This window comes from Clostridium sp. ZBS2, assembly GCF_023845855.1.
GTDB lineage: Bacteria > Bacillota > Clostridia > Clostridiales > Clostridiaceae > Clostridium > Clostridium aquiflavi.
The window spans coordinates 1-6,820 of sequence record NZ_JAMQIF010000056.1; the positions used below are offsets into that span (position 1 = coordinate 1).

Annotated in this window: 8 protein-coding genes; 7 read left to right on the forward strand and 1 reads right to left on the reverse strand. The window is 24.7% G+C overall.

Features of this window, described 5'->3' with window-relative positions:
- Window positions 1-477 precede the first annotated feature (477 nt).
- The 7 genes from NG918_RS16555 to NG918_RS16585 all read left to right on the forward strand — a co-directional run bounded on the left by NG918_RS16555 (window position 478) and on the right by NG918_RS16585 (window position 6,214).
- Window positions 478-711, forward strand: a complete 234-nt coding sequence (locus NG918_RS16555) for a hypothetical protein (RefSeq protein WP_035793662.1) — start codon at window positions 478-480, stop codon at window positions 709-711.
- Between the two features lie 3 nt (window positions 712-714).
- Window positions 715-1,284, forward strand: coding sequence for a hypothetical protein (locus tag NG918_RS16560; protein ID WP_252217030.1), 570 nt, complete (start codon window positions 715-717; stop codon window positions 1,282-1,284).
- Entirely contained in the window at window positions 1,271-1,495 is a 225-nt protein-coding gene (locus NG918_RS16565) for a DUF3791 domain-containing protein (RefSeq protein ID WP_252217031.1), read from the forward strand. Before NG918_RS16560 ends, NG918_RS16565 begins: the two co-directional genes overlap by 14 nt.
- Window positions 1,492-1,971: a DUF3990 domain-containing protein gene (locus NG918_RS16570; RefSeq protein ID WP_252217032.1), complete on the forward strand. Its 480-nt coding sequence runs from the start codon at window positions 1,492-1,494 to the stop codon at window positions 1,969-1,971. Before NG918_RS16565 ends, NG918_RS16570 begins: the two co-directional genes overlap by 4 nt.
- Window positions 1,972-2,202, forward strand: a complete 231-nt coding sequence (locus tag NG918_RS16575) for a hypothetical protein (RefSeq protein ID WP_252217034.1) — start codon at window positions 1,972-1,974, stop codon at window positions 2,200-2,202.
- Window positions 2,180-2,578, forward strand: coding sequence for a LysM peptidoglycan-binding domain-containing protein (locus NG918_RS16580; protein WP_252217036.1), 399 nt, complete (start codon window positions 2,180-2,182; stop codon window positions 2,576-2,578). Before NG918_RS16575 ends, NG918_RS16580 begins: the two co-directional genes overlap by 23 nt.
- A gap of 165 nt (window positions 2,579-2,743) precedes the next feature.
- Window positions 2,744-6,214 (forward strand): N-acetylmuramoyl-L-alanine amidase family protein, encoded by a 3,471-nt coding sequence (locus NG918_RS16585; RefSeq protein ID WP_252227143.1) that lies wholly within the window; start codon window positions 2,744-2,746, stop codon window positions 6,212-6,214.
- A gap of 118 nt (window positions 6,215-6,332) precedes the next feature.
- On the opposite strand, the gene NG918_RS16590 is transcribed toward NG918_RS16585, so the two are convergent.
- Window positions 6,333-6,797, reverse strand: a complete 465-nt coding sequence (locus NG918_RS16590; RefSeq protein ID WP_252217041.1) for a helix-turn-helix domain-containing protein — start codon at window positions 6,795-6,797, stop codon at window positions 6,333-6,335.
- Between the last annotated feature and the right edge of the window lie 23 nt (window positions 6,798-6,820).

Below are 6,820 nucleotides of genomic sequence, written 5' to 3' on the forward strand. Positions count from 1 at the left end.
ATAAATAATGTTTTTATAAGGGGGTGTTTTAACACCTTAGAAATTGTTAATTATACTGATGAAATCTCTTAACTTTCAACTTAAAATATGACGCAGTCAGTTTTTTATTAAGTTTATAAAATAAATAATATAGGTTATAATTTAATAGATATAGGGATGAAAAGTATTATTTAGATAGATTTATGAAAGATTTTTATGAAAGTTATGGAGTTAGGAGTAGAGCTTATCCAACTTATAAAGGGTAGGCTCTTTTGATTTATATAATTAAAATTATGATTTTACATACAAAATTTTTTGTAGACTTTATATTAAACAAAAGTACAGCTACTGAAAGATATGATAAAATAAATAATAAAGAATTTAATATATTGAGATATTAAGATAAAAAAAGAATTGTTACTGTAGCATTTTTGACATTTATAATTTCTACATTGTTTAGTACTAGATTAATAGTATGAAAGAAAGGTGTGATGATAATTGAGTAAAGAGCAATACAATAAAATAATTAACAATGCTAAGGATACGTTAGATAAAAATATATTAGAAAAAATATCAGAGTTTAAATATAACGAAGTTGATAGCTATTATGTAATACAAGTTTATGTTAAATCAAATATAAAAGCAAAAGAAATGGGAGAAATTCTTACTAATATTGAAGACTATGCTAAGGATTGTGGATTTAATATTTTAGTTGATTTCTTAAGAGGTTAATAAATGGAAGGTTTAATTGATAGATTTACATTGGAATGTAGAACTAATAAATCAGGAAAGCTAAAAAGATTTAGGCCAAATAACATAAAAAAAGAAATTTATAAATTGTGGAAGGCTGATTCCAATGTTATGATTAGAGATGCAATTCTCGCTAATAAAATAGGTATATCTTATCCTAGGCAGTTGGAAATGATACATGGAACTATAGAAAGAATACTAAAGTCATTTGTTATTAAAGAATATGGAATAGAGTTATTAATCCATGAAACAATAACTATTTATAATTCTATTAAATGTGATTTAAGTTCTGAAATTAGTCAAGGGGATTATGCAGCATTAAAATTATTAGATAATAATTTTATATTGCATAGATACCCTACAGAAAATAGATTTTATAGTGAAGATATGATTGATATGGGATTTGAAGTTTTAATAAATGTAAATAGTTTAGTTGAAGAAGCTTTAAATTTAAGTAATAGAGTAAAACGTGCTATAAAAGAAGTAGAAGATGAAATAAGTTTTGACATACAGGATATTAAAAAGGAAGGTGTGAATTTAAATGGTGAATTGTGATAAAAAGGAATTGGAATTCTCAGTATTTATTATTAATAAACTTTCTGATTATCTTAAAAAGCCAGCATCTGAAATATATAAAATTTTGAGTGAAACAAACATATTGGATGATTATATTATAAAGTGTTATGATGTTTTGCATACTCTTGGAAATGAATATTTAATGGAAGATATTACAGAATTAATAAGAGAACGAGGAATAAAGTTATGATAGTTTATCATGGTGGTATTGATATAATTGAAAAACCTAATATTGCATTTTCAAAAAAATATTTAGATTTTGGTTGTGGTTTTTATGTAACTACTTATAAAGAACAAGCAGAAAAATGGGCCAAAAGACGTGGTATGAGAAGCAAAGCCAAACCAATAGTAAATAAATATAATTTATCAGATGATTTAATTAATTATAGTATTATGAATTTTAAAGAGGATGATGAATTATGGCTAAAATTTATTTGCAACTGTAGAAAAGGTGAAGAAATTTACAAAGAATATGATGCTATCATTGGAAGTGTAGCTGATGATAATGTTTTTAAAAGTGTAGATATGTATTTTAAGGGGCTTTGGGATGAAAAAAGAACTTTAGAAGAAATAAAATATTATAAAATGAATAATCAAATATGTTTAGTAAATCAAGACTTGATTAATAATAAATTGAAATTTATAGATAGTTATGAGGTGAAATAAATGATAACAAATCAAGAAGAATTAGAAAAATTTTATATTCAATCATTAGATAGTGATATTATAAATTTTTTAGCAGAAAAACAAAATATGGATACTAGATTAGCTATGGATATATATTATAGAAGTTTATTATGTAAGCAAGTGCATAATGGAGAGAATGGAATACAGTATTTAGATTATAAATATTTAGTTGAAGACTTGTTGGAAAATGAAAAAGAATTGTTTATGTAATTTTGATAGTGGAGCTGTTGGAATTAGAAAGGAAGATGATCTTAATAAGTTAGTTGGAGAAGCGTTAATTAATCAAACTATTATGCCAGCTTTACTTATTGAATGTGCTTTTTGTGATAGTGAAAATGATATGAATGGATATAATCCAGAAAGTGTTGCTAATGCTATATTTAAAGGAATATGTAATGCATTTGATATTTATAGTAATAATGATGTTGGATTTTATGAAAATCAAATTTTTTATAATGTAGCTAAAGGGGATACTTTGTGTAAGATTGCTGGTAAATTTAACACTACAGTTGAAAGTTTAGTAGATCTTAATGGTATTAAAGATAGAAATATGATTTATGTTGGACAGGATATTAGAATAAGGTGAATTGGAGAACACTTACTTTTTGAGTAGGTGTTTTTTGTTAGGATTATTTTACCAAAACAATTATTTTATGTATAATAATAATAGTTTATAAATGAAATCTTAAGTCATAAACTATAATTGTTAATTTACGTTGACTATTAGAAAAATCAAAAGGGGTAAAGAATAATGAAAAAAGTAGCTTTAAAGAAATTATTAGCAGCAGTAATTATTGCAACATCAATAACTACTGTATTTCCAATGAAGGCATATGCAGATTGGAATAAAAATAGTAATGGAACTTGGAATTATACTGAGGGAAATTATAAAGTTAAAGGTTGGAAAAATGTTGAAGGCATATGGTACTTTTTTGACAACAATGGAGATATGAAAAAAGGCTGGATTAAGGACAATGATAAATGGTACTTTGCTAGTGAAAGTGGAGCAATGAAGAATGGTTGGATAAAAGATGGACAAACATGGTACTTTACAAGTCCTAGTGGAGCTATGCAAACAGGATGGGTTAAAGATGGTGATAGATGGTACTTCACAAATTCAGATGGAGCAATGAAAACTGGATGGATAAGTAATAATAATAAATGGTATTATTCTGATTCAAGTGGATCTATGCAAACTGGAATTGTTGAAATAGATGGAAAAACATATGCATTAAGTAAAGATGGTGAAATGTTAACTGGTAAAGTTAAACTGGGGGATAAAACTTATGTATTTGCAGAAAATGGTCAAGCTATAGGCAATGATATCCCGCCGACTAATAAAGCTTTTGAAGATTTTGGTATTACATGTAATCCAAGTAATCCATTAGTTATAAATGAAAATAATAATAGTGAGTTAATACCTGAATTAATTAACGATAAAATAAACAATGTAAATAATAATGTAGATAAATCAGATGCTGAAAGTAGTTCGTCATCAAGTAATTCTTCTAAACATTCACATAATCATAGTAGCTCAGGGGGAACTAGTGGAGGTGAATCAAGTAAACCAGATAATAAACCAACAGAAGGCGATTCAAATAATAAAGAAGAAAATCTTGTTAAACCGGAACATCCCAATCCAATTATAACAAGCAGTAGAGATTTGGAGAAATTACAATCCAATGCCCAATATGAAACAATAATACTTAATATAAAAGATGTATTTGAAAAAGTAGAATTAAAGAATATTAAAACTAAAAAATTAATTATAAAGAATGCAAATAATCTTAGGTTAGAAGAATGTATCATTAATGAATTAGAAGTAAATGCAAATGAAAGCAAACCGGAAATTGAAATTAATAAATTGAGTAAAATCGAGAATGTAAATTTAAAAAGTGGAGTAGAGTTTTATGGGGATATAGTAAAAAATATTTATGTAAATACTACTGAAAGTGTAGATATTAATTGTGGAGCAGATAATATTGAAATATTAAAGAAAGATTCAAATGTAAGCATAAGTAGTTCAAAAGAAATAAATAAAATATTAGTGAAGGAAGAATCAAAATTAAGAATATTTGGTGCTAATTTAAAATCATTAGTTATATCAAAAAGTTCAGAGATTAGAGTAAGAGGTAGTATAGTAAATTTAATAGAAATTCTTGAAAATTCAGATTTTTATATAAGTAGTTGTAAAATAGATGAAATAAAAGCATCAAGTTCAGCAGAAGTAAAATTAAATAGACCAGTTACTATAGAAAAAATAACATCACTAATTGATAATGAAAATGAAAAAGTTAATGTAGAAGGTATTGGAACTGTAAAAAATATTGAAGAAAAAGTTAGTGGTAGTATTATATTAGATAAAAACATTGCAACTGGTAATTCACCAGAAGAAACTGGGGATGAAAAAAATCTAATTATAACCAACAGTAAAGATCTAGAAAAAGTACAATCTAATGCTCAATATGAAACAATAACACTTAATATAAAAGATGTATTTGAAGGAATAGAATTAAAAAATATTAAAGCTAAGAAGTTAATTGTAAATAATGCAAATAATCTTAGGTTAGAAGAATGCATCATTAATGAATTAGAAGTAAATGCAAATGAAAGCAAACCGGAAATTGAAATTAATAAATTGAGTAAAATCGAGAATGTAAATTTAAAAAGTGGAGTAGAGTTTTATGGGGATATAGTAAAAAATATTTATGTAAATACTACTGAAAGTGTAGATATTAATTGTGGAGCAGATAATATTGAAATATTAAAGAAGGATTCAAATGTAAGCATAAGTAGTTCAAAAGAAATAAATAAAATATTAGTGAAGGAAGAATCAAAATTAAGAATATTTGGTGCTAATTTAAAATCATTAGTTATATCAAAAAGTTCAGAGATTAGAGTAAGAGGTAGTATAGTAAATTTAATAGAAATTCTTGAAAATTCAGATTTTTATATAAGTAGTTGTAAAATAGATGAAATAAAAGCATTAAGTTCAGCAGAAGTAAAATTAAATAGACCAGTTACTATAGAAAAAATAACATCACTAATTGATAATGAAAATGACAAGGTTAATGTAGAAGGTATTGGAACTGTAAAAAATATTGAAGAAAAAGTTAGTGGTAGTATTATATTAGACAAAAACATTGCAACTGGTAATTCACCAGAAGAAACTGGGGATGAAAAAAATCCAATTATAACAAACAGTAAAGATCTAGAAAAATTACAATCCAATGTCCAATATGAAACAATAAGACTTAATATAAAAGATGTATTTGAAAAAGTAGAATTAAAGAATATTAAAACTAAAAAATTAATTGTAAATAATGCAAATAATCTTATGTTAGAAGAATGTACCATTAATGAATTAGAAATAAATGCAAATGAAAGCAAACCGGAAATTGAAATTAATAAATTGAGTAAAATCGAGAATGTAAATTTAAAAAGTGGAGTAGAGTTTTATGGGGATATAGTAAAAAATATTTATGTAAATACTACTGAAAGTGTAGATATTAATTGTGGAGCAGATAATATTGAAATATTAAATAAAGATTCAAATGTAAGCATAAGTAGTTCAAAAGAAATAAATAAAATATTAGTGAAGGAAGAATCAAAATTAAGAATATTTGGTGCTAATTTAAAATCATTAGTTATATCAAAAAGTTCAGAGATTAGAGTAAGGGGTAGTATAGTAAATTTAATAGAAATTCTTGAAAATTCAGATTTTTATATAAGTAGTTGTAAAATAGACGAAATAAAAGCATCAAGTTCAGCAGAAGTAAAATTAAATAGACCAGTTACTATAGAAAAAATAACATCACTAATTGATAATGAAAATGACAAGGTTAATGTAAATGGCTATGGAACTATTAATTCTATATATGAAAAAATTAATGGAAGTGTTATATTAGGTGACAAACAAGATACAAGTGCTAAATTAGATTCAGTTGATGAATGGGTAAAAGATACAGAATTAACAACTATTAATAAAGATTTGATAGAAGAAGAATCTACAATTAATAATGAAAATTTAATTTTAGAGGATAATGATACAAAAAATGCATTAGACTCAGATAATAAAGTATCAGAAATTAAAGATAATGAAGTAGTTAAATCTGATTCAGATATAACTGAAAAAAATACAAATAATATTAATGCAACAAGTAACGCTGAAAGTAAAACAAGTAATACAAATGTAATTTTAGAAGATAATAGTATTAAATAAATATATAAAATTTCAACTATGACTTTATTTAAATATTTTAAGTACAAGCTATTTAATTTATTAAAGTATTAGAATTTTAGCCCAAAGTAGAAACTTTAAATTTCTACTTTGGGCTTTTTTATGTTATTCCATTTTCTTTCAATTTCATATAAAATTCATAAGAAGGTTTATATTTTTTATGTACAAAGCTTGATAAAGTACTAGCATATGTATTTAATATTAAAGCACATTGTTCATATGAAAAGTTATTTTCATTTTTCCATTTTAAGAAAGCTTTTTCGTAGTCACTAAAATACCATTTATAGTAATAATCAAAATATTCTAATTCAACATTAAAGTTATCACATATTTTCTTTATAGAGTTTGGATGGGGGATAATCCTATCAAATTCCCAAAGCCATAAAGTTTTTTTCATACACTTTATAATCTTACAGAATTCAGAACACTCTAAATCATTTATTTTTCTAACTTTTCTAATTTTTTCCCCAATAGTATTTTCAGGTAATGATTTATTTAACTCTTTTACCATATTTGGTTTCATATCTACAAATACATCTTTAATTATTGCATTTGAGTGTCGCATGCATGTCCAGTTGCTAAATCAAT

Excerpts from the sequence above, each read along its gene's own strand:
- NG918_RS16575 (WP_252217034.1), top strand. The coding sequence starts at position 1,972 with ATGATAACAAATCAAGAAGAATTAGAAAAATTTTATATTCAATCATTA.
- NG918_RS16585 (WP_252227143.1), top strand. The coding sequence starts at position 2,744 with ATGAAAAAAGTAGCTTTAAAGAAATTATTAGCAGCAGTAATTATTGCA.
- NG918_RS16560 (WP_252217030.1), top strand. The coding sequence starts at position 715 with ATGGAAGGTTTAATTGATAGATTTACATTGGAATGTAGAACTAATAAA.
- NG918_RS16580 (WP_252217036.1), top strand. The coding sequence starts at position 2,180 with ATGAAAAAGAATTGTTTATGTAATTTTGATAGTGGAGCTGTTGGAATT.
- NG918_RS16565 (WP_252217031.1), top strand. The coding sequence starts at position 1,271 with ATGGTGAATTGTGATAAAAAGGAATTGGAATTCTCAGTATTTATTATT.
- NG918_RS16590 (WP_252217041.1), bottom strand. The coding sequence starts at position 6,797 with ATGCGACACTCAAATGCAATAATTAAAGATGTATTTGTAGATATGAAA.
- NG918_RS16570 (WP_252217032.1), top strand. The coding sequence starts at position 1,492 with ATGATAGTTTATCATGGTGGTATTGATATAATTGAAAAACCTAATATT.